29 protein-coding genes are annotated in these 25253 nt (G+C 69.5%); 22 read left to right on the top strand and 7 right to left on the bottom strand.

Annotation, left to right across the window (positions count from 1 at the left end):
* Window positions 1–79 precede the first annotated feature (79 nt).
* Genes JIW86_RS16575 through JIW86_RS16565 form a run of 3 tightly spaced genes read right to left on the bottom strand, consistent with a single transcriptional unit; the run spans window position 80 to window position 4019 of the window.
* Window positions 80–1090, bottom strand: a complete 1011-nt coding sequence (locus tag JIW86_RS16575) for a YdcF family protein (RefSeq protein WP_257554479.1) — start codon at window positions 1088–1090, stop codon at window positions 80–82.
* A gap of 22 nt (window positions 1091–1112) precedes the next feature.
* Window positions 1113–2723: an N-acyl-D-amino-acid deacylase family protein gene (locus JIW86_RS16570; RefSeq protein WP_257554478.1), complete on the bottom strand. Its 1611-nt coding sequence runs from the start codon at window positions 2721–2723 to the stop codon at window positions 1113–1115.
* Between the two features lie 9 nt (window positions 2724–2732).
* The gene (locus JIW86_RS16565; RefSeq protein ID WP_257554477.1) at window positions 2733–4019 is read right to left on the bottom strand and encodes an amino acid deaminase; all 1287 of its coding nucleotides are present in this window, start codon (window positions 4017–4019) and stop codon (window positions 2733–2735) included.
* A gap of 317 nt (window positions 4020–4336) precedes the next feature.
* Here JIW86_RS16565 and JIW86_RS16560 point away from each other — a divergent pair, with 317 nt between their 5' ends.
* Window positions 4337–5116: an IclR family transcriptional regulator gene (locus JIW86_RS16560; protein WP_257554476.1), complete on the top strand. Its 780-nt coding sequence runs from the start codon at window positions 4337–4339 to the stop codon at window positions 5114–5116.
* On the top strand, window positions 5113–5523 hold the full coding sequence (locus JIW86_RS16555) for a RidA family protein (RefSeq protein ID WP_257554475.1): 411 nt from the start codon (window positions 5113–5115) through the stop codon (window positions 5521–5523). The genes JIW86_RS16560 and JIW86_RS16555 overlap by 4 nt, the downstream gene beginning before the upstream one ends.
* Before the next feature lie 72 nt (window positions 5524–5595).
* Here the strand turns inward: JIW86_RS16555 and JIW86_RS16550 are convergent, their stop codons facing one another.
* Together JIW86_RS16550 and JIW86_RS16545 are read right to left on the bottom strand one after the other, a co-directional pair.
* Window positions 5596–6930: a M14 family metallopeptidase gene (locus JIW86_RS16550; protein WP_257554474.1), complete on the bottom strand. Its 1335-nt coding sequence runs from the start codon at window positions 6928–6930 to the stop codon at window positions 5596–5598.
* 125 nt (window positions 6931–7055) lie between these two features.
* Entirely contained in the window at window positions 7056–8750 is a 1695-nt protein-coding gene (locus JIW86_RS16545; RefSeq protein WP_257554473.1) for a chitinase, read from the bottom strand.
* Between the two features lie 351 nt (window positions 8751–9101).
* On the opposite strand from JIW86_RS16545, the gene JIW86_RS16540 reads away from it, so the two are divergent.
* From JIW86_RS16540 to JIW86_RS16480, 13 genes are all read left to right on the top strand, one after another.
* On the top strand, window positions 9102–9977 hold the full coding sequence (locus tag JIW86_RS16540) for a hypothetical protein (protein ID WP_257554472.1): 876 nt from the start codon (window positions 9102–9104) through the stop codon (window positions 9975–9977).
* Between the two features lie 8 nt (window positions 9978–9985).
* Complete coding sequence (cpaB, locus tag JIW86_RS16535) at window positions 9986–10687, top strand: Flp pilus assembly protein CpaB (protein ID WP_215150076.1); 702 nt, start codon at window positions 9986–9988, stop codon at window positions 10685–10687.
* Between the two features lie 10 nt (window positions 10688–10697).
* Window positions 10698–11963, top strand: coding sequence for an AAA family ATPase (locus JIW86_RS16530; protein ID WP_257554471.1), 1266 nt, complete (start codon window positions 10698–10700; stop codon window positions 11961–11963).
* Between the two features lie 3 nt (window positions 11964–11966).
* The gene (locus JIW86_RS16525) at window positions 11967–12332 is read left to right on the top strand and encodes a TadE/TadG family type IV pilus assembly protein (RefSeq protein ID WP_215150072.1); all 366 of its coding nucleotides are present in this window, start codon (window positions 11967–11969) and stop codon (window positions 12330–12332) included.
* A gap of 1 nt (window position 12333) precedes the next feature.
* The gene (locus tag JIW86_RS16520; protein ID WP_257554470.1) at window positions 12334–12708 is read left to right on the top strand and encodes a TadE/TadG family type IV pilus assembly protein; all 375 of its coding nucleotides are present in this window, start codon (window positions 12334–12336) and stop codon (window positions 12706–12708) included.
* Between the two features lie 2 nt (window positions 12709–12710).
* Window positions 12711–14072 (top strand): CpaF family protein, encoded by a 1362-nt coding sequence (locus JIW86_RS16515; protein ID WP_257554468.1) that lies wholly within the window; start codon window positions 12711–12713, stop codon window positions 14070–14072.
* Window positions 14069–15007 carry a type II secretion system F family protein gene (locus JIW86_RS16510; protein ID WP_257554467.1) on the top strand — a complete coding sequence of 313 codons (939 nt, stop codon included), beginning with the start codon at window positions 14069–14071 and terminating at the stop codon, window positions 15005–15007. Before JIW86_RS16515 ends, JIW86_RS16510 begins: the two co-directional genes overlap by 4 nt.
* A gap of 16 nt (window positions 15008–15023) precedes the next feature.
* Window positions 15024–15914 carry a type II secretion system F family protein gene (locus JIW86_RS16505; RefSeq protein ID WP_257559339.1) on the top strand — a complete coding sequence of 297 codons (891 nt, stop codon included), beginning with the start codon at window positions 15024–15026 and terminating at the stop codon, window positions 15912–15914.
* 3 nt (window positions 15915–15917) lie between these two features.
* Window positions 15918–16604, top strand: coding sequence for a response regulator (locus tag JIW86_RS16500; RefSeq protein ID WP_257554466.1), 687 nt, complete (start codon window positions 15918–15920; stop codon window positions 16602–16604).
* A 110-nt stretch (window positions 16605–16714) separates the two neighbouring features.
* On the top strand, window positions 16715–16915 hold the full coding sequence (locus tag JIW86_RS16495) for a hypothetical protein (RefSeq protein WP_257554465.1): 201 nt from the start codon (window positions 16715–16717) through the stop codon (window positions 16913–16915).
* Entirely contained in the window at window positions 16912–17535 is a 624-nt protein-coding gene (locus JIW86_RS16490) for a pilus assembly protein TadG-related protein (RefSeq protein ID WP_257554464.1), read from the top strand. Before JIW86_RS16495 ends, JIW86_RS16490 begins: the two co-directional genes overlap by 4 nt.
* Window positions 17536–17565: 30 nt before the next feature.
* Complete coding sequence (locus JIW86_RS16485) at window positions 17566–18153, top strand: hypothetical protein (protein ID WP_257554463.1); 588 nt, start codon at window positions 17566–17568, stop codon at window positions 18151–18153.
* A gap of 4 nt (window positions 18154–18157) precedes the next feature.
* Complete coding sequence (locus JIW86_RS16480) at window positions 18158–18796, top strand: OmpA family protein (protein ID WP_257554462.1); 639 nt, start codon at window positions 18158–18160, stop codon at window positions 18794–18796.
* 19 nt (window positions 18797–18815) lie between these two features.
* Here JIW86_RS16480 and JIW86_RS16475 read toward each other — a convergent pair whose 3' ends face one another.
* Both JIW86_RS16475 and JIW86_RS16470 read right to left on the bottom strand, forming a co-directional pair.
* Window positions 18816–19013, bottom strand: coding sequence for a hypothetical protein (locus tag JIW86_RS16475; protein ID WP_257554461.1), 198 nt, complete (start codon window positions 19011–19013; stop codon window positions 18816–18818).
* 11 nt (window positions 19014–19024) lie between these two features.
* Window positions 19025–19873, bottom strand: coding sequence for a helix-turn-helix domain-containing protein (locus JIW86_RS16470; RefSeq protein WP_257554460.1), 849 nt, complete (start codon window positions 19871–19873; stop codon window positions 19025–19027).
* Between the two features lie 239 nt (window positions 19874–20112).
* Between JIW86_RS16470 and JIW86_RS16465 the strand changes: the two genes are divergently transcribed.
* The 7 genes from JIW86_RS16465 to JIW86_RS16435 all read left to right on the top strand — a co-directional run bounded on the left by JIW86_RS16465 (window position 20113) and on the right by JIW86_RS16435 (window position 25184).
* The gene (locus tag JIW86_RS16465; protein ID WP_257554459.1) at window positions 20113–20640 is read left to right on the top strand and encodes an ATP-binding protein; all 528 of its coding nucleotides are present in this window, start codon (window positions 20113–20115) and stop codon (window positions 20638–20640) included.
* 94 nt (window positions 20641–20734) lie between these two features.
* Window positions 20735–21067, top strand: a complete 333-nt coding sequence (locus tag JIW86_RS16460; RefSeq protein WP_257554458.1) for a hypothetical protein — start codon at window positions 20735–20737, stop codon at window positions 21065–21067.
* 51 nt (window positions 21068–21118) lie between these two features.
* Window positions 21119–21430: a pore-forming ESAT-6 family protein gene (locus JIW86_RS16455; protein WP_257554457.1), complete on the top strand. Its 312-nt coding sequence runs from the start codon at window positions 21119–21121 to the stop codon at window positions 21428–21430.
* A 48-nt stretch (window positions 21431–21478) separates the two neighbouring features.
* Window positions 21479–21928 (top strand): DUF6507 family protein, encoded by a 450-nt coding sequence (locus JIW86_RS16450; protein WP_257554456.1) that lies wholly within the window; start codon window positions 21479–21481, stop codon window positions 21926–21928.
* The gene (locus JIW86_RS16445; RefSeq protein WP_257554455.1) at window positions 21925–24216 is read left to right on the top strand and encodes a hypothetical protein; all 2292 of its coding nucleotides are present in this window, start codon (window positions 21925–21927) and stop codon (window positions 24214–24216) included. The genes JIW86_RS16450 and JIW86_RS16445 overlap by 4 nt, the downstream gene beginning before the upstream one ends.
* Window positions 24206–24628: a hypothetical protein gene (locus JIW86_RS16440; RefSeq protein WP_257554454.1), complete on the top strand. Its 423-nt coding sequence runs from the start codon at window positions 24206–24208 to the stop codon at window positions 24626–24628. Before JIW86_RS16445 ends, JIW86_RS16440 begins: the two co-directional genes overlap by 11 nt.
* On the top strand, window positions 24621–25184 hold the full coding sequence (locus JIW86_RS16435; protein WP_257554453.1) for a type VII secretion system-associated protein: 564 nt from the start codon (window positions 24621–24623) through the stop codon (window positions 25182–25184). Before JIW86_RS16440 ends, JIW86_RS16435 begins: the two co-directional genes overlap by 8 nt.
* The last annotated feature ends 69 nt before the right edge of the window (window positions 25185–25253 follow it).

Genomic DNA, 25253 nt, shown 5'->3' with positions numbered 1-25253 from the left:
ACCGGGTGTCCCCCGGTGTTCCCTGGCCCCATCCTCCGGCGGCAGCTCCATGAACGCACCTTGACCCGAACGGACGAGGTCAGACGGTGATCGTCACCAGGGCGCCGAGGGCCACGAGCAGGCCGCAGATCCCCAGGTTCACGGCCTTGTGCTCCCAGAACACCGCGACGAACTCGCGGATCGTGGCGCTCGGCCAGAAGTACCTCGCGGTCGGCGAGCCGAGCACCTGCCCGTTCACCCCGGCCTTGCGCGCCATCATCGCGGCCCGGAAGGCGTGGAAATTGTTGGTGACCACCACGCACCGGTAGCCGGGGTCGTCCGCCAGCATCAGCTCGCGGGAGAACCGCATGTTCTCCTCCGTCGTCCGGGACCGGTCCTCCAGCCGGACGTGCTCCGCCGGAACACCACCCTCCGCGATCAGCCAGTCCGCCATCGCCCGGGCCTCGGAGACCCGCTCGTCCGAGCCCTTGCCCCCCGAGACGAGGAGCACCGGCGGACGGCCGCCCCGGGCCAGCTGGGCCTCGTAGATCTCCTGCCCCTTGCGCAGCCGCGAGGCCAGCAGCGGCGGCACCCGGTCGCCGCCGACCAGGCCCGAGCCCAGCATCACCACGTGGTCGACGTCGCCGCGCACCTTGATCCGCCCGTACAGGAAGGCGTAGCCGAGGAAGCACAGGAAGATGAAGGAGACGTAGGCGACGACCAGGGTGAGGGTCGCCGCGATGCCGTGCGCGACCGTGGAGCCGTACCGGCCCACGAGGAGCAGCAGCGCGATCATCCCGAAGATCCCGAGGCCCGCGACCATCGACAGCAGGTTGGGCGGGCGGCTGCCTTCCTTGCGGACCATCGTCAGGCCGTTGGCGACGAGGAAGACGCCGAGCGCCAGGGTGCCGAGCGTGGGGACGGCGAAGACGAGCAGGACCACGGGCATGGCCAGCCAGTGCGGCAGCGCGGGCACCTGGAGGAGCAGGGCGAACGAGAAGGTGATGAAGGTCAGACCGAACAGCACCGCGTTGCGGAAGCCGCGGCGGTCCTGTCGGGCACTTATGCCGAAGGCGAGGAAGAACAGGGCGGCGAGGGCGAAGGCGACCATCGGTTCATCGTAAATGTCCCTGTCACGCCGCCGGGGGAGTGCGGGGAGCGCCGGCAGCGTGGGGTGTGCGGCGGACGGAGCGGCCCGCCAGCACGTCCGTGCGCCGTCCGTCGCGCATCACGAAGCGCCCGTCGATCAGGACGTGCGGAATGCCGGTGGGCAGCGTGCGCGGGTTCTCGTACGTGGACCCGGCGGCGACCGTGTCCGGATCGAACAGGACCAGGTCGGCCCGGTGGCCGGCGCGGACCAGACCCCGGTCGGGCAGGCGCAGGCGGGCCGCCGGGCCGCCGGACAGGTGCGCGACGCACTCCTCGAGGGAGAGCACGCCGAGCTCGCGGACGTAGTGGCCGAGGTAGTGCGGGAAGGTGCCGTAGGCGCGCGGGTGCGGCTTCGCGCCCTGCAGGATGCCGTCGGAGCCGCCGGTGTGGACGCGGTGGCGCATGATCGCCCGGACGTTCTCCTCGTGGCCGACGTGCTGGAGGACCGTCGGCGCGAGCCGGTCGCCGAGGAGCAGCCGCCGGGCGGTGTCCCAGCCGTCCAGGCGCGTGCCGACGTACCCCGCGAAGGCGGGATCGGCGGTGCCGGAGATCTCGATCGTCGACCAGTCGACGGGGACCCCGTGGCAGCCGTCGGCGCCCGTCACCTCCAGCGCGTGGCGGATCCGCGCGGCCTCGGCGTCGTCGTGCAGGCGTGCCAGGACCGCCTCCGGGCCGCCCTCGTTCGCCCAACTGGGCAGCAGGGCCACGAGGGTCGTGCAGCCGGGGGTGTACGGGTAGCTGTCGAGGGTGATGTCGCAGCCGTCGGCCAGAGCGGCGTCGAGCAGGGCGAGCAGCTCGGGGGCGCGGCCCCGGTTCTCGCCGAAGTTCATGGTGGCGTGCGCGAGGTGCAGGGCGCAGCCGGCCTCGCGGGTGAGGTCGACCATCTCGGCGTAGGCGGCCAGGGCGCCGTGGCCGTACGAGCGGTGGTGGGGGCAGTAGTAGCCGCCGTACCGGGCCACCACGCGGCACAGCTCTGTCAGTTCGGCGCCGGAGGCGTACATGCCGGGGGTGTAGGTCAGGCCGGAGGACATGCCGACGGCGCCCTGGGCCAGGCCGTCGGCGACCAGCTGCCGCATCCGGTCCAGCTCGTCCGCGCTCGCCGGGCGGTCGTCCCAGCCGAGGGCGTACGCGCGGACCGTGCCCTGGGGGACGAGGTACGCGGCGTTCACGGCGACGCCTCGGTCCAGGCGGTCGAGGTAGCCGCCGACCGTGCGCCAGTCGAAGCCGTCGGGACCGTCGAAGTCGATGTCGTCGCCGGAGCCGTTCCAGCCCGCGATGGCGGTCCGTACCTCGCCCAGGGTGCGGTCGTCGGCCGGCGCGTACGACAGGCCGTCCTGGCCGAGGACTTCGAGGGTCACGCCCTGGGCGGCCTTCGCGCTGTGGTCCGGGTCGCGGAGCAGCGCGAGGTCGCTGTGGGCGTGCATGTCGACGAAGCCGGGGGCGAGGGCCAGCCCGTGCGCGTCGAGGGTCCTGCGGCCCCCGCCGGGTATGCGGCCGATCTCGGCGATCCGGCCCTCGTGCACGCTGACATCAGCGGTGTACGAGGGCCCGCCCGTGCCGTCGACGACGCGGGCCCCGCGGATGACCAGGTCCACGGCCGGGACCTAGAAGAACGTGCGGACGTAGTCGCTGACCGTGCCGTCGGACTCCACCACCGGGATCAGCGGCCACTTCTCGAAGATGGTGCAGGGGTGGGACATGCCGAGGGCCACCCAGTCGCCGACCTGGACGTCGTCGGCGGAGTCGGTCTCCAGCCAGGCGTGCTGGTCGGAGAGTTTGACCACGCGGACTCCGGTGGCGGGTCGCTCGTCGCCGGTGAGGGCGTCGCGGACCAGCTCGGCGGTGGGCAGGCCGAGGTCGTAGGCGATGTCGCGCTTGCCGGCGTTGACGAAGGCCTGGGTGGGGGAGGGGCGCGAGACGACCTGGGTCCAGAGCCGGAACGCGGGGCGCAGGCCGCCCTCTTCGGGGTGGCGGTTGAAGGGGGTGAGGCGGGTGTACCAGCCGTGGTCGTGGGAGACGTACGCGCCGGAGCGGAGCAGTTTGAGGGTGGGGCGGGAGAGTTCGGGGAGTTCGGCGAAGACGTCGGCGACGGCGTCGAACCAGGCGGATCCGCCGGCGCTGACGATGATCTCCTCGAGGTCCGGGTACGCGGCGAACCGGCCGGCCTTGTCGAACTCGACGGCGAGGCCGGTGAGGCGGCGCAGGTACGCGTGGACGCGGTCCGGATCGGCGTCGGGGACCTCGGCCTCGTAGCCGGCGATGCCGACGAGGCGGAGGGTGGCGGCGTCGGCCACGGCGTCGGCGACGGCGCGGCAGTCGTCGTCGGTGCGGGCGCCGGTACGGGCGCCCTCGCCGGCGCCGAGCTCGACGACGACGTCGATGACGGCGGGCGCGTCGCGCAGGGCGCGGTCCATGAGGTGGACGCCGCGCACGGAGTCGACGTAGCAGACGAAGCGGAAGCCGGGGTCGGCGGCGAGTTCGGAGGCCACCCAGCGCAGGGCGGCGGGATCGACGAGCTCGTTGGCGAGGAAGATGCGCTGGATGCCGAAGGCGCGGTAGACGCGGGCCTGGTGGGGGACGGCGGCGGTGATGCCCCACGCGCCGTGGTCCAGCTGGCGGCGGAAGAGCTGCGGGGCCATGCAGGTCTTGCCGTGCGGGGCGAAGGCGAGGGCGTGGCGGGCGGCGTACGTGCCGAGGGCGGTGAGGTTGTGCTCGAGCGCGTCCGCGTCGAGGGTCAGGACGGGGGTGGTGAACCCGCCGGTGTGGAGGTCCCGGCGCTGCGCGGTGAGCTCGCCTACGGTGAGGCCGGCCGCGTGGGCGTCCGGGGGGAGGCCCTTGAACCGGTGGTCGACCGGTTCGTCGGCGAGGTCCTTGACGGGGTCGCTGGCCATGCGGTGCCCTCCCGGGGAGTTGCGCTGTATGCAACGGTCGTTGCGTATGTCGCTGCCTGCTGTCTAACATCCCGGGTGACGGTGGGTCAACGCCGACCCGAGGGCCCGGGCGCGGCGCCACTGCTGGGGCTCCGCCCCAAACCCTCCCCCAGACTCCGTCCGGGGGGGCCCCCACGCCTCAAACGCCGGCGGGGCTGGGTTTCGCGCGGTGGACGGCACCAGCCAAATCCAGCCCCGCCGGCGTTTGAGGCGCGGGTCCGGGCGGAGCCCGGCACCGGCGGAGCCGGTGTTGCCGTGACCCGTACGAGAGGACGAGGATGAGCCAGTCCGTGGAGCGGGCGCTCGGGATCCTGCCGCTGCTGGCCAAGGGGCCCGCCGGCCTCGGCGAGGTCGCCGACGAGCTCGGGGTGCACAAGAGCACCGCCTTGCGGCTGCTGCGCACGCTGCACGAGCGGGGGTTCGTGTACCGGCAGGCCGACGGCCGCTACCGGCTCGGCGCGCAGCTGTTCGCGCTGGCCGCCGAAGCCGTCGAGAACCTCGACGTACGGGAGATCGCGCACCCCCACCTGGTCGCGCTGAACAAGGCCACCGGGCACACCGTCCACCTCGCCCTCCTCCAGGACGACGAGGTCGTGTACATCGACAAGGTCGACAGCCGGTACCCGGTCCGCATGTACTCCCGTATCGGCAAGCCCGTGCCCCTCACCGTCGCCGCCGTCGCCAAGCTGCTCCTCGCCGACCTTCCCGAGGGCGAGCGCCGGAGCCTCGCCGCGCGGATCGACTATCCGCGCTACACCGCCCGCTCCACCCCCGACGCCGCCGCGTTCCTCCGCGAGCTGGAGCTCGTACGGGAGCAGGGCTGGGCCGCCGATCTCGGCGGGCACGAGGAGTCCATCAACTGCGTCGGGGCCCCCGTGCGCGGGCCCGACGGGCGGGTCGTCGCCGCGCTGTCCGTCTCCGCGCCCAGCGTGGTCGTCACCGCCGAGGGGCTCGTCGAACTGCTGCCGCTGGTGCGGGGTACCGCCGACGCCGTCAGCCGGGACTATTCAGGATCACAGGACCCGCAACAGGACCAGCAAGAGGAAGAGGACTCGTGAGCGAGAAGACCGCCATCACCCCCGACACCCACACCACCCCGCCCGCGCGGTTCTCGCACGGCGTGCGCAAGGGGAACATCCTCCAGGTCGCCGGGCAGGTCGGCTTCCTCCCGCACGTCGACGGGCAGCCGCCCACCCCCGCCGGGCCGGCGCTGCGCGAGCAGACGCTCCAGACGCTGGAGAACGTCCGCTCGGTCCTCGAGGCGGGCGGCGCCGGCTGGGACGACGTGATGATGATCCGCGTCTACCTCACCGACACCGCGCACTTCGCCGAGATGAACGAGCTCTACAACGCCTACTTCGAGGAGCAGGGCCTCAAGGAGGCCCCCGCCGCCCGCACCACCGTGTACGTCGGCCTGCCGGCCGGGCTGCTCATCGAGATCGACGCGCTCGCCGTCCTGGGCTGAGCGGGCTGAGCATGCGGCGGGGCGCCCCCCTGGCGGTGGGGCGCCCCGGTTCGTGCAGGGATCGTGCAGGGATCAGGTGCAGTACTGGGCTTCCTTGCCGATCGAGCGGTACATGCAGTCCGCGTTCTCCAGGAGCTGGAGCACCGCGTCCTTGTTGCGGGCGGTCTCGCGGTCGATCACCTCGTCGGGCGGGTAGAAGCCGCCGCCGCCCGAGCTCGCCGGGTACATCTCGAAGGTGTAGGAGAAGATCTTCTGGTTGCCCCACAGCCAGTCGTCGATCGTGCCGTCCGTGATGTACAGGTCGCTCGACTGCTCCGGGGTGTAGCCGTTGCTCGCCGCCATGCTCGTGCCGATCTTCTTGTAGACGGCGAGGTCGTCGGTGGTCAGGCCCGGGGCGGTGTCGTTGTACGTGTACCCGAAGGGCCACAGGACCAGTTCGCTGTACGTGTGGAAGTCGATCGCGGCCTTGATCTGCTGCTTGCCGCCGATGACCCGGCTGCGGACGAAGTCCGAGACCACCTTCACCTCGGGCGCCGACTCGGCTGCCGAGCCGCGGTAGGTCTCGGAGCTCTTGCTGCTGCTGGAGCCGCCGCAGCAGCCCCACTTGTAGTCCCAGTTCCGGTTCTCGTCCGTGCCGACGTACGAGGATCCGGAGTTGGGCTGACGGTTCTTGCGCCAGGACCGGTAGGAGCCGGTGGCGATGTCGTACTCGCCGCCGTCCGGGTTGAGGTCCGGGACGATCCAGATCTCGCGGCCGTTGACGGCGTTGGTGATCCGGGAGTCGGTGCCGTACTTGGAGCCGAACTCCTTGAGCAGGTACAGGGCCATTTCCACGGTCAGGTGCTCGCGGGCGTGCTGGTGTGCGGTGAAGAGCACCTCGGGCTCGGCCTCGTCGGTGGCCACGTTGTCGCTGATCTTGATGGCGATGAGGTCCCGGCCCTGGTACGACTTCCCGATGACCCGCTTGCTCATGATCCCGGGGTACTGGGCGATGCGCTGGTCGATCTCCGCGTTCGCCTCGGCGTAGTTGTGGTAGCGGGAGTCCGCCGACGGGAAGTCCATCGGGCCCGCCGCGATCCCCGGCAGGGTGCGGTCCGGCGGGCCGGGCAGCGCGGTGAGCTGGTAGCCCAGCGCGCGCAGGTTCTTGGCCTGCATGGTGTCGGCGCTGACCACGACCGTGTGGTCGTCCACCTCGTCGATCGACACGCCCGTACGGAGCAGGGCGGTGCGGTCGGTCGCCGTGGCGGGGCCGTGGATCCGGTATTGGACGATGGCCTCGTCCTGGGTGGCGGTGGACGGGGTGGGCGGTGGTGACGCCGTCGCGCTCATGCCGTAAGCGGGTGCGCCCAGCGCGAGCGCCAGAAGGGCCGCCGTGACGGCGGCCCTTCGGCGGTAGTGGAGCCGCATGCGTTCTCCTGGGTGGGGAGTGTGGGGGTAGCCGTGCGGATGCGCACAGCGTGCTCTCGTGGCATGTTCAGGTCAAGGACGCCTCCTGTCGGCCGACCCGAACCGGCCACCCCCACACCTACCGCCTAGGGGAGGCTGTGGACCTTGGGACCCACCGCGTTGGACCAGGCACTACCCGCCTTGGCGTCCCAGTTCGTCGACCAGGTCATCGCACCGCGCAGGCCGGGGTAGGTCTTGGACGGCTTGAAGGACCCGCAGCTCGTGCCCCTGGTCAGACAGTCCAGGGCGTTGTTGACGACGGTCGGGGAGACGTAGCCGCTGCCCGCTCCGCTCGGCGAGGCCGGCACACCGATGCCCACCTGGGAGGGGTCGAGGCCGCCCTCCAGCTGGATGCAGGCGAGGGCGGTGAGGAAGTCCACCGAGCCCTGGGAGTAGACGTTCCCGTCGCAGCCGTTCATCGAGCCGCTGTTGTAGTACTGCATGTTCACGACGGTGAGGATGTCCTTGATGTTGAGCGCCGTCTTGAAGTAGCCGCCCTGCGTGGACTGCATGTCGATGGTCTGCGGGGCCATGGTGATGACGAGCGAGGAGCCCGCCTTCGCCGAGAGCGCGCGCAGGGCCTGCGTCATGTAGGTCGGGTTGAGGCCGTTCTCCAGGTCGATGTCGATGCCGGAGAAGCCGTACTCCTGCATCAGCGCGTACGCCGAGTTCGCGAGGTTGGTGGCGGAGGTGGAGTCATTGACCGAGATCGTGCCCTTCTCGCCGCCGATGGAGAGGATGACGGACTTGCCGGCCGCCTTCTTCGCGGCGATGTCCGACTTGAACTGGGCGACGGTGTAGCCGCCGAGACCGGCCGAGTCGAGGTTGAAGGTGATGGCGCCGGGTGTGGTCGTGGCGTCGGCGAAGGAGACGGCGATGATGTCGTACTGCGAGGAGACGTCGGAGATCTTCTGGACGGTCGCGCCGTTGTTGAAGTTCTGCCAGTAGCCGGTCAGCGCGTGCTTGGGGACGGCCGGGTTCGGGTTCGGCCCTCCGCCGCCGGTCGTGGTGCCGGTGACGGCCGCGGACTTGGGGCCCTCGCCCGCCGCGTTGTACGCGCTCACCTGGAAGGAGTACGAGGTCGAGGCTGCGAGCCCGGTGATCTGGGCGCTCGCCGAGGACACCGTACGGATGCGGACGCCGTCCTGATACACGTAATAGCCGGTGGCCCCGCTGACCGCGTTCCACGAAAGGGTGAGCCCGCTCGAGCTCTGTCCGGAAACAGCGGTCCCGGACGGGGCGCCGGGGATGGAGGGGCCGGGGTCCGTGCCACCGCCGCCGTCCGGGCCGAAGACGCTGAACTCGTCGACGACGTAGGCCGGCTGGCCGTACCAGCCGTGGGTGTAGACGGTGACCTGGGTGGTGCTGGGGCCGGTGGTGAAGGTGGTGGAGAGCTTCTGCCAGCCCGCGCCCGAGCCGGGGGTCCAGGTGGAGACGTCCTGGGTGCCGGTCCCGGTCGCGCCGAGGTAGACGTAACTGCCCTGGACCTGCGTGCTCAGCGTGTACGTCGAGTTCGGCTTGACCGTGACGGTCTGGCTGCAGCGGGCGTTGTCGGATCCGGCCGGGGTGCCCTTGAGGGCGCCGGACCCGGCGTAGACCGGCGAGGAGACGGAGGCGCCGCTTCCGGCGGAACAGGACCAGTTGGCGAGTCCGGACTCGAAGCCGCCGTTTCGGGCGACGTTGACGTCCGCGGCCTGCGCGGTGCCGGTGGCGAGGGCGGTGAGGCCGCCCGCGGTGAGGGTGGCGGCGGCGAGGAAGGCGAGGGAGCGTATGCGGTTCACGTGGGCTCCGGTGGGGGGAGGAAAGGGGATGAGGAGAGCGAGGGGCGCGTGGGGGCGCCCCGGGAAAGGCCTGGCGGAGCCAAGTTGGTCCAGACCAATCCCCGTGTCAAGAGTCTTTGCAATGTGGCTGGAAATGCTCGATCGTCCGATCCCTGTTGTCCGGGTTTCCCGCCACCTGTGACGCGTGCCGGTGGCACGGGAATTCCCAAGCCCCTGCCCTGCCAGGGGTGACGCGGATATGGTGCTGAGGCAAGGGGGAAGAGCGTCGATCGTTTGCGGTCGCGCAGAGTGTGCGTGTGTGCGACGGCTACGCGAACGGCCGTGGCGCACGGGGTGAACGGGGGGATTCGCGTGCCGACCGCCATTGCCGTCACCAGCGCCGATCTGGTCCTTCCGGCCCCCGACCGGCACACGCCCGGCGCCGCCGTACTGCACCCGCCCGAGCAGCTCGACCTCGCGGGCGCGCTCGCCCAGACCAGTGCCCTGCTGGAGCGTCACGGCCATCTCGTGGCCGTCGTACCGCCCTGGCTGCCGCGGGCCACCGTCCAGCGGCTGCACACCGTGCGCGCCATCCTCGAAACCGACCGGATCGCGCTCCTCGGCGTCGATCTGCCGCCCCTGGGCACCGCTCTGCTGGTACGTCAGCTCCGCCAGCTCAGCGTCTGCGACTTCAGCCCCGGAGTGCTCGCCTCGGCGGCCCGGCTGCTGTCCCACTACGTCTACGCGGGCGCCCTGCTGGGCTCGGTCGCCAAACTCGACCGGGTCCCGGTCGGCCTCAAGGCGCACGCCCGCTCCTGGTCGCCGAGCGCGCAGTTCGCCGTACTCGCCCACCCGACGCCGCACCTGGCCAGGCTGGGCGCCTCCGGCGGGGCGCACGGGGGCGGGACCGTCCTCCCCGCAGGGCCCGAGTTCGCCACCCACCTCACCTTCGCCCGCGGCCAGCTCGCCTCCGACTGGGTGGCGGCCGAACTCGCCCCCGCCTGGCAGGTGCAGGGCGTCATGGAGAACCCGCTGCCGGCCGATTCGCCCGGCTGGTGGGGCACCCCCAAGCTCGTCGAGTTCGCCGCCGGCATCCCGGACCTCTCCGTCCTCTACCAGCTGGTCGCCTCGGTCCGCCGTGAGGAGTGCCGCTGGTGCGGCTTCGAACTCATCGGCGACCGCTGCGGATTCTGCGCCGCGCCGCTCCAGACCCTGATCGAATCGAACGAACGAAGAACGGCGAGGTAGTACGGCCCATGAACTCACGCCAGCGCCGCGGCGTCATTCTGCTGCTCCTGTCGGTCCTGTGCGCCCTGGGGGCCTTCGCCGGAGTCCTCGTGGTGATCGGCGACGTCAACTCCAAGGTCGGGTCCGAGGTCGTCGCGTACCGCGTCAAGGGCGACATCGCCCCGTACAGCCCGCTCACGGCAGGGCAGTTCGAGGAGGTCACGGTCCCCAAGCGGTGGCTGTCGGAGACCGCCATAACCGACCTGGGCGCGCTCAAGGACAAGATCGCGCTGACCACCCTGAAGAAGGGCTCGCTGCTCCAGGCGGACATGTTCGTCGACCGTCCGCAGCTCCAGCCGGGTGAGCAGGAGATCGCCATCATGATCGACGCGGCGACGGGGGTGGCTGGCAAGATCACCTCCGGCGCGAAGGTCAACATCATCGCCACCTTCAAGGGCGCCAAGGACACCGACCCCTCGCGGTCGGTGATCATCGTCGCCAACGCCCGGGTCCTGGGCGTCGGCAAGCTCACCGCCCTCGAGAAGGACAGCGACCGCAAGGGCCCCGCCGAAGCCGTCCCGATCACCTTCGCCCTGAACACCAAGGACACCCAGCGCGTCGCGTACGCCGAATCCTTCGCGGAGCACGTGCGCCTGGCCCTGGTGGCCCCCGGTACGGACTCGGCGCCGAGCGCGAGCGACCGTACGTACACCCTCGACGGGGACAAGTGAGGCGGCCCGGATGACCACCCGAATCCTCCCCGCGGCCGGCGACCCGGACGCCGCGCGCGTCCTCGTGACCCTGCTGAGCCAGCTCCCGTCCTCGGAGCCGGCCGTTCCGGTCCCGGACTCCACCACGCTGCTGGACACCCTGGGCCGGCTCGCCGCCGAATCGATCGACGAACTCCCCGAGGTCGTCCTGGTCCACGAGCGCATCGGCCCGGTGCCGGCCCTGGAACTCATCCGGGAGGTGGCCCTGCGCTTCCCGGCGGTCGGTGTCGTCCTGGTCTCCTCGGACGCCGGACCGGCCCTCTTCTCCGCGGCGATGGACTCGGGCGCGCGGGGCCTGATCGGCCTTCCGCTCGCCTACGAGGAACTCGCGGCCCGGGTCCAGGCCGCCGCCCAGTGGTCCGTGGGAGTACGCCGCCACCTGGGGCGGGGCGCGGCCGAGATCGTCTCGGGGCCCGGCGGGCGGGTGGTCACGGTCTCCGGGGCCAAGGGGGGCGTGGGCACCACCTTCACCGCCGTGCAGTTCGCGCTGGCCGCGGCCGCCTCGGGGCGGCGTACCGCACTGGTCGACATGGACCTCCAGGCGGGCGACGTGGGCTCGTACCTCGACGTGCAGTTCCGGCGCTCGATCGCCGACCTCGCCGGGATCCAGGACATCTCGCCGCGGGTCCTGCAGGACGCGGTGTACGAAGACCGGACGGGCGTGGCGCTGCTGCTGGCCCCGGCGGACGGGGAACGCGGCGAGGAGGTGGACGAGCGGGCGGCCCGGCTCGTCATCGGCGCCCTGCGCGCCCGCTACGAGCTCGTCGTCATCGACTGCGGAACCCAGGTGACGGGCGCGAACGCCGCCGCGGTGGAGACGGCCGACGTGGCGGTGCTGGTCACCACCCCGGACGTGGTCGCGGTGCGGGCGGCGAAGCGGATGGTCCGGATGTGGGAGCGGCTCCAGGTGCGCAAGGCGGAGGACACCGCGATGGTCGTCAACCGCTGGAGCAAGCACACCGAGATCCAGCCCGCCCTGATCGAGAAGATCACCAAGACCCGCGCCACCCGTACCCCGGTCCCGGCGGCCTTCAAGGAGCTCCAGGCCGTGGTGGACGCGGGCCGGGTCCAGGACCTGGACAACCGGTCGACGGTCAAGCAGGCCCTGTGGACCCTGGCGGGCGAACTGGGCCTGCTGGCGGCCCCGGAGGCCCCGGCGCCGCAGCCCCCGGGCGCCTCGCTGGCGGTCCGCGCCTCGGGGCAGGTGGCGCGGCTGCGCCGGGGCCGGGAGGGCTGACGCATGCCGTCGCGCAGGGGGGTGCGGGACCGGGACCGGGGCCAGGTGGCGATCGAGTTCGTCGGCACGGTGCCGCTGATCCTGCTGCTCGTCGCGGCGGTGTGGGAGTGCGTCCTGATCGGCTACGCCTTCTCCCTGGCGGGCAACGCGGCGGACGAGGCGGCGCGGGCGGGGGCGGTGACGGGGGACGCCGCGTGTGCGGCGGCGGCGGGGGAGCACATCTCCGCCGCATGGGGAATGAAGGCGGAGTGCGGTCCGGCGGGCGACATCTACAAGGCGACGGTGAAACTCAAGATCCCCGTCCTCTATCCGGGGCTCAACTTCGGCGAGATCACCGGCACCGGCGGCGCGGCGATGGAGAAGGAGTGACATGAACCGGAAGCGGAAGTGGCGCTCCGAACGGGGCCAAGTGGCCATCGAGTACATCGGCTTCGTGCCGATCCTGCTGTTCGTCGCGCTGTGCGGGATCCAGCTGGGCTGGGTGGCGTACGCCGAGGAACAGGCGGACACGGCGGCCCGTACCGCCGCGCGCGTGGAAGCCCGTAACGGCAAGGGCGGTGAGGCGGCAGGACGGGCCGCGATCAGCGGTGGACTGGCCGGGAGCGCGAATTTCGCCTGGGCCAAGTCGACCGACGCGGTCAGTGTCACCGTCACCCTCACCGCCAACTCCATCGTGCCCGGACTCGACGCGCACAAGGCGTCGGCCACGGCAGTCATGCCCAACGACGACCCGAAGGGCCCCTGACCATGAGCCTGCGTTCCCGGGTCAACACCCCCGACGACCGCCACAGTCCGCGCGAGGACGGCCGGCTGGTCTCCTCGTACCGCGCCAAGCTGCTGGAGGAGATCGACCTCGCCGAGATGTCCGCGCTCGCGCCCGCCGAGCGCCGCTTGCGCCTGGAGCGCGTACTCGGCCACATCATCAGCCGCGAAGGGCCCGTCCTCTCCACCGTCGAGCGCGCGCAGCTGATCCGCCGCGTCGTCGACGAAGCCCTCGGCCTCGGCGTGCTCGAACCGCTCCTCGAAGACCCGTCGATCTCCGAGATCATGGTCAACGGGCCCGACCAGATCTTCGTGGAGCGCGCCGGGCGCGTGGAGCAGCTCCCCATCCGCTTCGCCTCGCACGAGCAGCTGATGCAGACCATCGAGCGCATCGTCTCCACCGTCAACCGCCGTGTGGACGAGGCCAATCCGATGGTCGACGCCCGGCTGCCCAGCGGCGAGCGCGTCAACGTCATCATCCCGCCGCTCTCCCTGACCGGCGCGACCCTCACCATCCGCCGGTTCCCGCGGGCCTTCACCCTGCACGAGATGATCGCCCTCGGCTCGCTCGACGAGCAGATGCTCCTGCTGTTGTCCGGGCTGGTCACGGCCAAGATGAACGTGATCGTCTCGGGCGCCACCGGCACCGGCAAGACCACCCTGCTCAACGCCCTCTCCGGTCTGATCCCGGAGGGCGAGCGCATCATCACCATCGAGGACTCCGCCGAGCTCCAGCTCCAGCAGGCGCACGTCATCCGCCTCGAATCCCGCCCGGCGAACGTCGAGGGCAAGGGGCAGATCACCATCCGCGACCTCGTACGCAACTCCCTGCGCATGCGCCCCGACCGCATCATCGTCGGCGAGGTCCGCGGCGGCGAGACCCTCGACATGCTCCAGGCGATGTCCACCGGCCACGACGGCTCCCTGGCCACCGTGCACGCCAACAGTTCCGCCGACGCCCTGATGCGCCTGCAGACCCTCGCCTCCATGTCGGAGGTCGAGATCCCCTTCGAGGCGCTCCAGGACCAGATCAACAGCGCCGTCAACGTCATCGTGCAGCTCACCCGCTTCGGCGACGGCTCGCGCCGCATCACGGAGATCTCCATCCTCGAATCGCACGGCCGCGAGCCCTTCCGGATCACGACGGTCTGCCGCTTCGTGGCCCAGCCCATGGGGGCGGACGCGCGCGTGCACGGCTACTTCGAGTACTACCCGCTGCCCCGGTTCATCGCCGATCGCCTCTACATGAACAACCAGCCGATCCCGCAGGCCTTCGGGGTCGCGCTGCCCGACGACCCGCTCACCGGCCCCCTCACCACCCCCCGCATCACCCGGACCGCCCTGTGAACCCACTCGTCCTCCTCACCCTCGGCGCCACGCTGCTCGCCTGCCTGCTCGTGGTCCTCGGCGTACACGCGTACGCGGCGGGCCGCGCCCAGCGCGCCGCGCTCATCGAACGGCTCTCGGCGACCGGAGTCCCGGCGTCCGCGGGCCGGCGGCGCCGGTTCGCCGGAATAGACCGGCGGCTGCGGAAGACGAAGCTCGGCCGCCGCATCGAGATCAAGCTCGCGGTGACCGGCCTCGACCTGACCGTCGGGGAGTTCTTCGTCTACATGTGCGCCGGGGTCGCCGGCACCTGGCTGGTCGCCGCTTCCTTCCTGGCCCCGTTCTTCGGCCCGGTGGCCGGCCTGATCGGCCTGTGGGCGGCGAACGCCTTCCTCAACTGGCAGCGGACGCGGCGCACCGAGCGGTTCATCAACCAGCTCCCCGACCTGGCCCGCATCCTCGCCAACGCCACCCAGGCCGGGCTGGCGCTGCGTACGGCCATCGGGCTGGCGGCCGAGGAGCTGGAGGCCCCGGCGGGCGAGGAGCTCGCGCGCGTCGCCAACCGCCTCGCCGTCGGCCACTCCATCGAGGAGTCCCTGGGCGAACTCACCGAACGGCTCCCGTCGCGGGAACTGGTCGTCCTGGTCTCCACCCTCGTCCTGTCCGCCCGCGCGGGCGGCACGATCGTGGAGAGCCTGCGCAACCTCACGGTGACCCTGGAGCAGCGCAAGGAGACCCGCCGGGAGATCCGTACGCAGCTCTCCCAGGTCACGGTGACGGCCTACCTGGTCCCGGCCATCGGCCTCGGGTCGCTGCTCCTGGTGGACATGATGATGCCCGGCGCGCTGGACCGTATGACGGGTGCCTTCATCGGCCAGACAGCGGTTCTGATCGCCCTTGGCCTGTTCACCCTGGGCTTCATGCTCATCCGCCGCCTTTCCAAGATCGACGTGTGAGGGGGCTGCCGGCGTGATCGCTCTTCTCCTGGCCGTGGCCGTGGCGTTGTCCGTCCTCGGCGTCTTCCACGGGATCCGGCTCTACCGGGCCGACGTCAAACTGCCGACCGACCTCGCACTGGCCCTGGAGGTCGGCGCCACGCGCACGACCGCCGTCGGCTCGGTCGTGGACCGGATGGGCATCCGCTGGGCCCCGGCGGTCCTGCGCCTGATGGGACCCAACCAAGTGGCCCGCAAGCGCCGCCAGATCGACATGGCGGGCAACCCGGCCGGCCTGACGATCGACCGGTACGCGGCGCGGCGCGCGGTGTACGGAGCCCTGGGTGCCCTCGGCGCCTTCTCGATGCTGATCAACGGACAGCTCGTACCGGCCCTGCTGATGGTCGCCTTCGGCCTGTTCTGGATCGAGGTCGGGCTGTGGTCGGCGATCCGCGTCCGGCGCGACCACATCGAGCGCACCCTGCCGGACTTCCTGGACGTGCTCGCGGTCGTGGTGAGCGCGGGACTCGGCTTCCGGCAGGCCCTGGAGCGGGTGGCGCACAAGTACGAGGGCCCGTGGGCGGACGAGATCCGGATCACCCTGCAACAGATGGACATGGGCGTCAGCCGCCGCCAGGCCTTCGACGAACTGCGCCGCCGCAACGACAGCGAACAGGTCGCGCAGTTCGTCACGGCCCTCCAGCAGGGCGAGGAACTGGGCTCCCCGATCGTGGAGACGCTGATCGCGATCGCCGACGACATGCGGCGTACGGACGCCCAGAACGCCCGTCGGCGCGCGGCCCGGGCCGTCCCGAAGGCCACGTTCGCCGTCACCATGTTCATGCTCCCGGGCACGCTGATCCTGCTGGTCTGCGGTTTCGTCTACGGCGCGAACGTCGACTTCGGCGCGCTGCTCGGGGGTGGCTGAGCCGTGGCCCCACTGAGCGTGCTCATCGCCGACGACAACCCGGTCATCAGGGCGGGCCTGGCGGCCATCCTGTGCACGGCCGAGGACATCGAGGTCATAGCGCAGGCGGCGGACGGCCGCGAGGCACTGAGCCTGACCCGCCGGCACGCTCCGGACGTGGTCCTGCTGGACGTCCGGATGCCGGGGGTGGACGGCATCTCGGCCCTGCCGCACTTGGTGCAGCTGGCCCCGGTGCTGATGCTGACGTACAGCCGGGAAGCCGAAATCGTCCGCGAGGCCCTGCTCCTGGGCGCGGGCGGCTACCTGGTCCACGGCGAGTTCACGGGTGACGACCTGCTCCGCGCGGTCCGCGACGCCCCGGAGGGCCGCCCCCACTTCACCCCGACGGCGGCGAGCGCACTGCTCGCCGAACTCCGGTCCTCTTCGCAGCAGCAACGAACTGTGGCACCCTCTTCTGAGCGGATGCACAACTCTGTTGTCTTCGGGCTGAGTTCGCGGGAGGTGGAGATCATGGATCTGATCGCGTCCGGGATGAACAACCAGCAGATCGCCGCCACGTGCTTCATCAGCGAGAAGACGGTCAAGAACCACATCAACCGGATCTTCGCCAAGCTCCACTGCACCACCCGCAGCGAGGCGATAGCCCGCTGGCTGGGAACCGCCCGTCCAGGAGTGACCGGTCATGGGTAGACGGAGTGCGCAATGGGTCCGTATTTGGGCCCCGGGACCCTTGGTTACGACTGGTGACTCGCCGTACCGTCCGCAAACCAGCAGTGGCACCGGCCCGGGAGGAAACCCCCATGTTGCAGAACACCCTGGCGAGGATGCGGAAGCGGTACGCGGGAACAGGCACGAGGGATCGCGGCCAGACGGCCTTCGAGTACCTGGGGATCATCCTGGTTGTGGTGGTGATCATCGGGGCGTTGGTGGGTACTGGCATCGGTCAGGGCATCACGAACAAGATCAAGGACCAGATCGCCGGGATCACCGCGGGCAAGTGATCGAGCGCAGACTAGGTGACCGTGGGCAGGCTTTCCCCATCTACATCGTGGTGGTGGCGGGTCTGCTCTTCGCCGCGTTGGCGCTCTTCGTCGTCGGACGGGCTTCGGTCGTACGGAGCGATGCACAAGGTGCGGCGGATGCTGCGGCACTGGCGGCGGCTCGGGATGCCAGAGACCATCTGATGCCAGGAATTGATCTACTCACTCTCAAGCCGGATGGGTGGAAGAAGCTCCTCGAGGGTGGGCTCTTGGATGCCGACGGCGCCTGCGGTGCAGCCCGGGACTTTGCCGCGAGGAACGATGCGACGGCCGACTGCGAACCGGATCTGCCGCGATTTACAGTCGAGGTGACGACCACAGGCACAGTTGGGGACTCTGTGGTCCCCGGGGCCAGTGGACAGCACGGCACGGCCAACGCCACGGCAGTCATAGAACCCCGCTGCCAGTTGGGGACTGCGGTCGCTGAGCCGTCGCCGTCGCCGTCGCCTGGTGGTGAGGAGAAGCCCGTCTCGGTCGAGATCAAATGCAAGGGCGGTGGCGAAATCAAGTTCGACCCTGCGAAGCCCGAACCCTGGCGCACATTGGCGGGGACATTCTTCGCCGTGCGACTGGTCGACTGACAGCGAATACAGAGTGAGGAAGCGGCATAGATGAGCATGCGGCACATGGTGAAGGTCCGCGGGGGAGCGGCCGTAGGGGTTGCGGCGGTCTTGGCCCTCATGCTCGCCGGATGTAGTAGCGGCGACGACAAGAAGCCGCAGGAGTCTCAGAAACCGTCCACGTCCCAGTCGGGCGGTGGCGCATCTGCACCTGCACCAAGCGGTAGTCCCGCACCCTCGCCTACCGAGGTGCTCGCGACGGCAGACGGGGAGGAGGGAGTCGTTCTTGTGGTCAACTCGGCGACACGCGATGCGGGCGGATTCCTGACGGTCAGCGGACAGCTCAAGAACACAGGCGCTAAGGACTTCACGCACACAACGGCTTGGCGCGGCAATGAGCTGACCAGTAGCGGAGAGTCCGTCGCCGGGGCGACTCTGGTCGACAAAGCTGGGAAGAAGCGCTATTACGTGCTGCGTGATACCGATGGAAGGTGCCTCTGCACCACGGGAGTGAACGCCATCGGTGCTGGCAAGTCGGTCCCCTTCTTTGCTCAGTTTCCCGTGCCTCCGGCCACGACTGCAGAGGTTGAGTTCAACCTCCCCACCTTCGCCACGGCCACCGTCAAACTCTCCGGGTGACCCCATGACAAAAAGCCACCGCACCACCGCCGCCACGGCCGTCGTCGGTCTCGTCATCGCCGGGGCACACTTCGTCGGCGTGACCAGCGCACACGCCGACGACGTCAAGCCATCGGTACCCCCCGGCGCAGAGCCATCGGCATCCGCTCCCGTGCCCATCGACTCCAGCTCGCCCGGGCTGAAGATCCCCCAGGGCGGCACCCTCGCACCCGCCAAGGTGCTCGACATCGCCGAGGTCGTCGAAGACCTCGGCGGCGAGCAGCGGCGGCAGGAGACCAACCAGACGGTCATGATGGCGCTGCAGTCCGAGGTCCTGTTCCCCGAGGACAGCGCCGTGTTCAACGCCCAGGCCGCCGCCCGGATACAGGCCATCGCCTCCGAGATCAACACGCAGAAGGCAACCCGCGTCCGAGTCTTCGGCTTCACCGACGACCAGGGCAGCTACGAACACGGCAAGGAGCTCTCCAAGCAGCGCGCCGACGCCGTGCAGGCGGAGCTGTCCAAGACCGTGACCAACCCGGGCGTCGTCTTCGACGTACGCGGCTACAGCGAGGACTACCCGATCGCCGACAACGGCACCGAGGAAGGCCGGAAGAAGAACCGCCGAGTCGAGATCACCTTCCCCCGCACCGCGGGCGGCTGACACCGGCGATCCGGCGGGCTCAGTCGGCCAGCAGGTGGTCGGCCTTGCCCGCCTTGATGTCCCGGATCAGCTGACGGAGGGCGTCCGCCGAGTCGGTGAGGTACGTGTCCTCCCGGCCGGCGATGGCGATGTAGCTGTTCCCGCCCCCGTCCACCCCTATTCGGTAGCAGGAGTTTCCTTCGCCGCAGAACGGCTCCTCCCAGGTCACGTCAGGCACGGAGTCCCCTCTCACAGCTGGCTCGCGATGGTGTGGATGAACCCCCGGGAATCCTCCGGGGACAGCGCTAGTTTCTCCAGAGCGTCGAAGTGCGCCCGGTACTTGGCGAGTTGCGCGTCCGCGTAGAGGAAGTCGGGGCCGTGCGAGTTGTCGACCTGGACGGTGTCGAGCTGCATGGTGGCGCCTTCCGCGTAGAGCACGGTCTGGCCCGCGCCCGGGAATCCACCCGCTTCGAACGGGATGACGAGTAGGGTCACGTTCTCCTGCGCCGACCGATCGAGCAAGTGCTCCAGCTGAGTGCGGAGAACCCCACGCCCGCCGAACTGCACGCGCAAGGCGGCTTCGTGCACGATCGCGACGAACTCGCGCGCGCCGGCGCCGTCCAGCAGCTGCTGGCGTTCGGCGCGAAACGCCAGCCGCAGCGCAACCTCGTGTTTCGGCAAGCGGGGGATGACCATCCGGAATACGGCAAGTGCGTGGTCCGAGGTCTGGAGGAGACCCGGCATGTGCACCGAAAAGGCGCCCCGCATCCTGCTGCTGTGCGCCTCCAGCTCCGCGATGTCCAGGAATCCTTGGGGGAGTTGGCCTCGGTAGCGGTCCCACCATCCGCGACTGGGCGCGGCCATCGCCGTCATGCCCGCGATGTGCTCCTCGTCGGTCACGGCGCAGTTGCAGGCCAGTGTCCGCAGTCGCTCAGCGGAGATGGCGCGCGTACCTGACTCCATGGCGGAGATGGCGCCTCGGTCCACGCCCAGCAGCCCAGCCGCGTACTCGGCTGAGACGTCGGCCGATGTGCGCATCCTGCGTAGCTCATACCCCAGCCTCTTCTGACGCTCTGTGGGGGCGGTCCTCGCGGTCATGGCGTGCAGTCTTGCGTGTCGGTAGCCGGTCTGGCCACGTACGGATGATTTCTCCCGTATGCCGGGCCAAATAAGGCCCGCATGGCGCTACGTTAGGTACTGCACCGCTCACGCAGGGGAGTTGAAGTGCATCGCCGCAGCATGCCTCGGCCTCGGCGACGAGCCACGCTCCCCGGTCGCGTCAGCCATCCGTGCGCGCCGAACTCGCCGTAGTCACCTCCGCCCTCAGGGAGTCCGCGATGTCCAGCCGCCCCTTCACCACCTGCCCCGTGTCCCCGCCCGAGGCCGACCGGGACGAGCCGCCCGCGCTCGACACGCTCGCGTGCAACCTCACCGTCCCGGGGGCCCCGTACAGCGCCCAGATCGCGCGGGCCGCCGTACGGTCCGTCCTGCACGCGTACCGGCTCGATCCGCTCGCTCCCGCCGCCGTACAAGTCGCCGGGGAACTGATGGCGGCCGCCTGGCACTTGGACCCCGGCCGCAGCCTGTACCTGTCCGTGCGCTACCGCGACGACTCGCTCCGCCTGACCGTCTACGACGGCCACGCGCCCCACGCCCACCCCCGGCTCGCCGCCCACTGCGAGGCCCGGCGGCGGGTCGCCCTGCGGCTCATGGGCGCGGTGGTCCGGGACTGCGGAGGGGCCTGGGGCTTCGGTGACTCCCGTGAGCCCGGCGGCGGGACCCGGACCTGGGCGAGCCTGCCCCGGTTCGGCGCCGCCGACTACCTGAGCGGAGGGCTTGTATCCGCACCTGTTGGTTTGTCATAGGTGCGTCACAACTGGCTCGTTGCTCGTTGCAGGAGCGATGTAGGTTGATCGGAGTGGACATACTTACGATCATCCGAGAGCACGGGGGATTGGGATGAAGTTCGACATGGGGGCGCAGGTTCTGTCGAACCTGATGTCCGGGTCGCGTAATTCGAATACGGACCTGGGGTCGCTGATCAAGCAGCTGGTGGCTGCGGCGCAGCCGCTGGAGGGCAAGTTCCAGGGGCAGGGCAAGGTGGCGTTCGACTCGTTCAAGCTGCGTGCGGACGGGATCGCGAAGGAGCTGAACGCTTCGCTGGCGGCGATTCTCGGTGGTCAGTCGGGGATGGAGCAGGCGTTCGGGTCGGGTGACCAGGAGCAGGGTGAGAACGCGCGGCAGCAGCAGGGCGCGGCGAACTTCGACGGCGCCCGTTTCCGTGGCCGCTGAGCCCGTTTCCGAGTTTTCTGAGTCTTCTTCTTCACGGGGAGTGTGGTTGTGATGGCGAGTGGGACGGATCGTCGGGCGTATGACCTGGGTGCCTCGACGGAGGTGCAGGGCGGTATCAAGGCGATCATCGGTCAGCTGGAGCAGGTGATCGCGGCGCGTGAGGCGCAGGTGGCGGCGGCGATGACGGACTTCGCGGCGGATGGTGTGGCGGATGACTACCACGCCAAGGAGCTGCGGTGGAAGAACGCCTCGCAGGAGGTCAAGAACATCATCCAGCTGCTGAACACGACGCTGGAGAAGAACGACGTGACGGCGCAGCAGACGCTTCAGCGGGCGAGGGCCGCGGTCGACAAGATCGGCTGAACGGGCCGGTGACGTAGGACAGTTGGTCGGTTGTACGGGGGGTCGTTGATGACGTCGTGGGACATTAAGCCGCAGGGTGTGCAGGGCCAGTTGAAGACCGTCGGCACGAACGCCGGCGAGCTGGAGAAGGCGTTGAACGCGCTGCTGACAGCCATGTCGGAGGCGGCTCAGGCCGCGGGGACGGCCGTGCCGGGTTCGCAGTCGGGGATGACTCCGCAGGGTCCCTTGGCCCCCGGCGCGGGCCCGGCCCCCGGCTCGGCTTTCCTGGCGCCGCAGAAGGCGCTGGGCCCGGTCGCGGCTGCGCTGGGCGAGTACCTGACGGTCCGCAAGCCGGAGTTCGAGTCGATGGCGAAGCGGATCGAGGCGTGCATCCTCGGCGCGGTGACGGCGACGAACGAGTACCTGGAAGGCGATCTCGACCAGGCCAAGGAAGCGCAGGACGCGGCGAAGTCCGTGAACCTTGAATTCCTGCGTGAGAAGACGGGGGCCAAGAAGTGAGTGGGGACGCGCCGGTCGATCCGGCTGAGATACCGGTCTTCACCGGGGATCTGGCGGTACTGGACGAGAAGGTGAAGGCGATCTCGTCGGGCGGGGCCGCCGTCTCGACGAAGGCGAGTGACGTCCACACCAGTTTCGGCGGGATCCAGGCCTTCTACCAGGCGCCGGAAGCGGACCAGCTGTTCGCGACGACGAAGCCGGTCTCGGACCTGGGTCTGAAGCTGAGCTCCGACATGTGCACGATCGCCGGCGCCCTGGGCACGTACTCGCGTGACGCCGCACCCGTGATCAAGAAGCTGGAGAAGCTGAGGGCGGACGCGCAAGCCTTCCGCGAGAAGACGGACAAGGACGAGAAGTGGCGTGAGGACGGCGATCTGATCGACGAGAACCTCGATCGCCGCAACAAGATCGCCGACGTGTGGGAGGAGTTCCACGACGTCGAGAAGGCCGCTCACGCCAAGATCGTCGCGCTGGTGGGCGGGAAGCCACTGAAGACGGACGACGGTTCCCACGGCGAGGGCATGTACGGCTACGACGCCGAGGCGCTCAAGCAGTCCAAGTCCCTGCCGTGGGGTGACGCGGTGGAGGAGTCCATACCGGGCTGGCAGTTCTGGGAGCACGGCTGGGAGTTCACCAAGGGCTTCTTCGTGGACGGCGTATGGGGCACCCTCAAGGGCCTGGGCGGCCTCGTCGGCCTCCAGGGCTGGGACACGTTCAAGCAGTCGTGGACGGGTCTGGCCAAGCTGGGCACCGGTCTGGGGATCGCGATGATGCCGGGTGTGGGCCCGCTCTTCATGGCGATCCCGGACGACAAACTGCCCTCCTATCTGCGCGAGTCGCGCAACGCGATGAAGGAGACGGGCAAGGCCCTCCTCGCGTGGGATCAGTGGGGTTCCAACCCGGGCCGCGCGGCGGGTGCGGTCACCTTCAACGTGATCACCACCATCGCCACGGGCGGTACGGGTGGTGCGGTCTCGGGCGCGGGCAAGGCCGGTGCGATCGCGAAGGCGCTGTCGCTGGCGGGCAAGGCCGGCAGGGTCGTCGACCCGATGACGTACATCATGAAGGGCGCGGGCGCGGGCTTCACGAAGGCGGGCGACGTGATGGCCGCCCTCAAGGGCATGGGCAACATCGACGTCAAGATCGCCGACGGCGCGTTCGCGATGCCGGGGGGTTCCCTCAAGCTCCCCGACGGCTCGATCCAGCTCCCCAAGGGCACGGCCATCCCGGACGGCGCGATCAAGCTCCCGGACGGCAACATCAAGCTCCCCGAGGGCACTGCCACGCTGCCCCCCGGCACGGTCAAACTGCCCTTCGACGGCGAGGCGAAGTACCTCGACCCCGACGGCAACTACTACAAGGAAGACGGCAGCCTCCACCAGACCGTCGACGAGGGCCCGGTCGAAAAGGTCCCGGCCACGAAGCCGGGTGCGGACGTCCCCAAGCTCGACACCCCGGTCAAGGTCGAGGTCCCGGACCGCGTCCTGGAGACGGTCGGCGGCCCCGCGGGCGACGGCGTTCACCTCGGATCCAACATCTCCGACCCGGTCCACGCCGCCGACCACACCCCGGGAACCCATCCGGACACCGCCCCCGGCGGCATGGCCGACAACGGCGTCCACAACAGCCACAGCGACCCCACCCCCACAGGCGGTGGGAGCCACGCCACGGACACCACGCCGACGGGCGGTGCCACCCACACGGACACCCCGTCCACGGGCGGCGGCCACGGCGACGGCCCGTCTACTGGTGGGGGCCACGGCGGTGGTGGCGATGCGGGCGACGGGGCGGGCGGACCTGGGGCGGGTGCAGCAGACGGGGGAGAGCCGAACCGACTCGCGGCGGCGACGGACGACAGCGTCGATCTCGACCAGCTGGGCATGCCGGTCGTTTGGCGTACCGACGATGCTCCCTTGTACAGGAGCGACAACAGGAAGCCCGAGGACATCTTCGAGAGCGGCTTCGAGCCCTTGGATCCCTCAAGTGTCGACCTTCGTCACTATGTCGAAGAGAGTGACAACTCGGCGTTCATCAGCACCTCGTACCGTGATGACATTGGTGAGGACTTCGGCGGAAAGTACACTTATGAGGTCGATCTGCCAGGCGGCATCGATGTGAACACCTCCATGGGGCCTCACCCCCTCGACTACGAGATGGAGATCGCCTTCCCCGGTGGGATTCGCCCCGAATACATCAAGGGAGCTCGCCCGTACAACTATGCGACGGGTGAAATGGGTGACCTGATCCCTAACCCGAACTATCGCCCTGAGGCTGAACGTGTCCCGTGAGATGGAAATGCTGCATGACTCGGAGGTCATTCTCGTCTCCGAAGTCGGGTCCACGCCGGGAAGGCTGGTCGCGGAATTTTTGGATACCGAATATACGGTCCGAATTTCCTACTTCGACAAGGTCGTAGAGGCTACTGCATGGAATCTCTTTGAGGCTCTGGCGGATGTTCGCTCAGGTCTTGAGCGGGAAGGGTTGAAGCCCGCGGTCGAGGGTGCCTGTCGTGACGTGTATCCCAGTAGGATGGCACTGGAAATGGGAGGCGGCAGGAAGGCCTACCGCTGGCCCCTTGTGGATCGGCCGGTCACTGTCGGAATCTTCGGCGCAGTGCCGGACGTCGAGTACGGTCGGCTCGCCTACGTGGGCGAACAGAGGGACTTCGTTCGCAGACTGAGAAATAAGGGACATGAGTGAATCACTGACTCCAGACCCGGCTCGATGGATCACGGAATCCATGCGCGCGGAAGCGGCGAGGAACCCTGGCTCCTGGGTCTATGCGATCGACCCGTTCGTCGATTCGCATGGTCGGGTCCCGCCCTACGCCATCATGGGTGCCTGGAAAGTCGACGACGATGGTGTGATCACCGATGAATTTAAAGGCAACTCGAAATATCGCCCTTCGCCGCGCACCATGGGAATGCCTGAGCCGACAGATCCGGTAGATGCGGCCATTCAGCTTGCTGTCACTGGGTACGGGCCCGAAGCTGCCATCTGTCAGGCACTCGCGAAATCCAGTGTTTTCCTGATCCCTGACTCGATCGTCGGCCTCGGGGAACATCGCGCGGTAGCAGGCGGTAGCGGGGTCGTGGAAGCCTTCACCGATGTGCGTCATGCCCCCGGCACGGCTCCCGAGCTGCGGAAGATGGATGCTCTCCGACTCGCAGCCAGCCTGCCGATCGATGCCCACCTGAAACTGAACCCCGGAGGCGTCATTTCCGTGCAAGTTCCTGTCGCCGATCTGCTGAGCTGACTGGATATCGCTCGTCCGCCCCGATGTCATTGCTTTCGATCAATGCCGCCGAGTCGTACGGAAGTTCCA

Source organism: Streptomyces sp. NBC_00162, from assembly GCF_024611995.1.
In the GTDB taxonomy this organism is placed as follows: Bacteria; Actinomycetota; Actinomycetes; order Streptomycetales; family Streptomycetaceae; genus Streptomyces.
Note: the sequence above shows the minus strand (reverse complement) of the source record. Positions and strands in the feature narration are given on the sequence as shown.

Excerpts from the sequence above, each read along its gene's own strand:
- JIW86_RS16450 (WP_257554456.1), top strand. The coding sequence starts at position 21,479 with ATGACGTCGTGGGACATTAAGCCGCAGGGTGTGCAGGGCCAGTTGAAG.
- JIW86_RS16435 (WP_257554453.1), top strand. The coding sequence starts at position 24,621 with ATGAGTGAATCACTGACTCCAGACCCGGCTCGATGGATCACGGAATCC.
- JIW86_RS16515 (WP_257554468.1), top strand. The coding sequence starts at position 12,711 with ATGAGCCTGCGTTCCCGGGTCAACACCCCCGACGACCGCCACAGTCCG.
- JIW86_RS16530 (WP_257554471.1), top strand. The coding sequence starts at position 10,698 with ATGACCACCCGAATCCTCCCCGCGGCCGGCGACCCGGACGCCGCGCGC.
- cpaB (WP_215150076.1), top strand. The coding sequence starts at position 9,986 with ATGAACTCACGCCAGCGCCGCGGCGTCATTCTGCTGCTCCTGTCGGTC.
- JIW86_RS16485 (WP_257554463.1), top strand. The coding sequence starts at position 17,566 with ATGAGCATGCGGCACATGGTGAAGGTCCGCGGGGGAGCGGCCGTAGGG.
- JIW86_RS16520 (WP_257554470.1), top strand. The coding sequence starts at position 12,334 with ATGAACCGGAAGCGGAAGTGGCGCTCCGAACGGGGCCAAGTGGCCATC.
- JIW86_RS16460 (WP_257554458.1), top strand. The coding sequence starts at position 20,735 with ATGAAGTTCGACATGGGGGCGCAGGTTCTGTCGAACCTGATGTCCGGG.
- JIW86_RS16565 (WP_257554477.1), bottom strand. The coding sequence starts at position 4,019 with ATGGCCAGCGACCCCGTCAAGGACCTCGCCGACGAACCGGTCGACCAC.
- JIW86_RS16560 (WP_257554476.1), top strand. The coding sequence starts at position 4,337 with ATGAGCCAGTCCGTGGAGCGGGCGCTCGGGATCCTGCCGCTGCTGGCC.
- JIW86_RS16575 (WP_257554479.1), bottom strand. The coding sequence starts at position 1,090 with ATGGTCGCCTTCGCCCTCGCCGCCCTGTTCTTCCTCGCCTTCGGCATA.
- JIW86_RS16455 (WP_257554457.1), top strand. The coding sequence starts at position 21,119 with ATGGCGAGTGGGACGGATCGTCGGGCGTATGACCTGGGTGCCTCGACG.
- JIW86_RS16480 (WP_257554462.1), top strand. The coding sequence starts at position 18,158 with ATGACAAAAAGCCACCGCACCACCGCCGCCACGGCCGTCGTCGGTCTC.
- JIW86_RS16495 (WP_257554465.1), top strand. The coding sequence starts at position 16,715 with ATGTTGCAGAACACCCTGGCGAGGATGCGGAAGCGGTACGCGGGAACA.
- JIW86_RS16465 (WP_257554459.1), top strand. The coding sequence starts at position 20,113 with ATGTCCAGCCGCCCCTTCACCACCTGCCCCGTGTCCCCGCCCGAGGCC.
- JIW86_RS16525 (WP_215150072.1), top strand. The coding sequence starts at position 11,967 with ATGCCGTCGCGCAGGGGGGTGCGGGACCGGGACCGGGGCCAGGTGGCG.
- JIW86_RS16470 (WP_257554460.1), bottom strand. The coding sequence starts at position 19,873 with ATGACCGCGAGGACCGCCCCCACAGAGCGTCAGAAGAGGCTGGGGTAT.
- JIW86_RS16550 (WP_257554474.1), bottom strand. The coding sequence starts at position 6,930 with ATGCGGCTCCACTACCGCCGAAGGGCCGCCGTCACGGCGGCCCTTCTG.